The 2,564-nt window shown below is 43.9% G+C and carries 1 protein-coding gene; it reads right to left on the bottom strand.

Annotated features, from left to right (window positions below; translation table 11 throughout):
• The coding region (locus ACE1CM_RS08760) for an amino acid adenylation domain-containing protein (RefSeq protein WP_374877028.1) at positions 1 to 2,542 on the bottom strand (2,542 nt) is incomplete at its 3' end.
• Between the last annotated feature and the right edge of the window lie 22 nt (positions 2,543 to 2,564).

Here is a 2,564-nt window from a genome sequence, read left to right as displayed (position 1 = left end):
CTGGGACTATTTCTTTTGCACCCATCTGTTGGGCTGCTACTGTTGGTAGTGCTTGACGGTTTATTTTTCCACTCGGAGTTAATGGCAGTTTTTCTAGCAGCATGAAACTTGTTGGTATCATGTATTCTGGTAGTTTTGCCTGTATATACTGCCGAATATCATTAACCAGAAGATGTGCGCTTCTCCACATCAACTCTGGCCGAGCCGTTAACTTGTTGCTCGTTTCATTTGAAATCTCCCCAACCTTAGACGGACGTACAGCATAGATAGTGTAGAGTCCAGTATCTTTGAGTAAGGTATCTTGCTCAATCGCCAAATTGTAGCCGTGGTTTTCGAGCAGCACTGTCATACACTCCAGCCGCCCATCAATATCGTGTACCTCTACAACAATCTGCCTGATTTTTTGCCAATCATCCTCCTGAATACCCGCAAGTACATCCAGTTCACTTTTCTCCACATCAATCTTGAGCAAATCGATCTGAGTAATGCCATTTTCACGAATCACTTCAGAAATCGTTTTTAAAGGGCAACTGAAATCCTGACTTTGTAATCGCTCTGTCAGCAGATCGTTCATCTCCTCATTCGATATTGCTGTCTCATTTGCTGCAATTTGTTGCTGATTGAGCAAGGACAATTTAATCACCTCTTGCTCATCTTTGCTATTGGCATAGCATCCAGAAATTACAGAAACATAAGGATAATAAGTGAAGCGAGCGCGCTTGGCTTCACGGGATAAACCATAGTCAAATAACCGAATATTGTTGTTGAAGCTATAAAGTCCTGTGTTCAAGCGTAAGACTTCAAAAATAGGGGGTATAGGCTCAAATGCGTAAATAACTACATTTTTGTAATTTTGAGCTATAAAGAGTGTAAATAAGCCGATGTTTGCCCCCACATCAAAGATGCAATCTCCATCATTAATTGAAATACCATGACGCAAATAAGACCGATCTTTAAAGATTTCCTGATATACAAAGTCTGTTTCATTCTTATTCAAGTGGATGATTGCCATTCCATTTGGCAACTCGTACTGCCGATGGGTAGCCAACAGACCCTCTTTTTCGTAACGAAGTAGTTGCCAAACGGTAAACGCACATTGCCGATCTGGGACAATATAAGCCACTAATCGCTTGTCATCAGGCTCATCTTCCCGAACAACCACTACCGTTTCTGCCACTGCGGCGTGTTGACTTAACACCGCTTCGATCTCTCCCAACTCAAGGCGGAAGCCCCGAATCTTCACTTGGTTATCGATGCGTTCGAGGTACTCAAGACTACCATCAGCGTTGTAGCGTCCCCAATCGCCCGTTTTGTAGAGACGTGTATTGGGTTGTGTGCTAAAAGGATTAAGAATAAATCGTTCAGCAGTGAGTTCAGGGCGATTCAAATAGCCTCGAACTACACCAGCACCCCCAATATACATCTCACCCCGGGCTCCACGAGGTACAGGCTGTAGGTGCTTATCTAATATATACACCTGTAAGTCAGGAATTGGACGACCGATGATACTGCCCCTACGATTGAGATCGGCTATTGTTAGGGGTTGATAGGTAACGTGTACAGTTGTCTCTGTTATTCCGTACATATTGACTAATTGAGGCAACCGATCTCCGTGTCGTTCAAACCAAGGTTGCAAGCTTGGCAAAACTAATGCTTCTCCACCTAAAATGACCAAACGTAAGCTAAGTTTTGATTCACCAGTGTCTGCCAGCTCTTCTACCCGCATCAATTGGCGAAAAGCGGATGGAGTTTGGTTAAGAACAGTCACTCGTTGCTGGGTCAGTAGAGTGTAAAAGGCTGAGGGGTCTCGACTCACCCAATAGGGAACTATAATTAGACGTCCGCCGTACAGTAAAGCGCCCCAAATTTCCCAGACGGAAAAGTCGAAGGCGTAGGAGTGGAATAATGTCCACACGTCATTTGCATCAAATTGAAACCAAGAGTGAGTGGCGGTAAATAAACGAACTAGATTCTGATGGTTGACCAAAACCCCTTTAGGTTTTCCTGTAGACCCAGAAGTGTAGATCGCATAAGCCAAGTGATTTGGCGAAGTATTACGATCGAGATTCTCTCGGCTGAAAGAGCTGATCGTTTCCCAGTCTGTATCCAAACATAAAATCTGTCTCTGATTCTTCCCTAACAAGTCCACTAATCTTGACTGAGTGAGTAACATCGACACTTGGGAATCACTCAACAAGTAGCTCAAACGATCTTTGGGATATCTTGGATCTAAGGGTACATAAGCACCACCAGCTTTGAGAATTGCCAACAATCCGACAATCATTTCTATCGAACGATCGACACAGATACCCACTAACACCTCTGGACCCACACCCTGAGCGATCAGGTAATGTGCAAGTTGATTAGCTTTGCTGTTTAACTCTTGGTAAGTGAGTTGTTGTTCTTCAAACACTACCGCCACTGCATCCGGAGTACGCGCCACCTGCTCCTCAAACAATTGATGAACGCATTGATTCACCCCAATTTCTCTCACCCAATTATTTTCTGGTGATAGTAATTGCTGTCTTTCGACCGGGTTCAATAGGGGTAATTGCTCTATTTTC

The organism is Microseira sp. BLCC-F43 (assembly GCF_041929235.1).
Taxonomy (GTDB): domain Bacteria; phylum Cyanobacteriota; class Cyanobacteriia; order Cyanobacteriales; family Aerosakkonemataceae; genus Microseira.
This window is presented reverse-complemented; position numbering and strand designations above follow the sequence as displayed.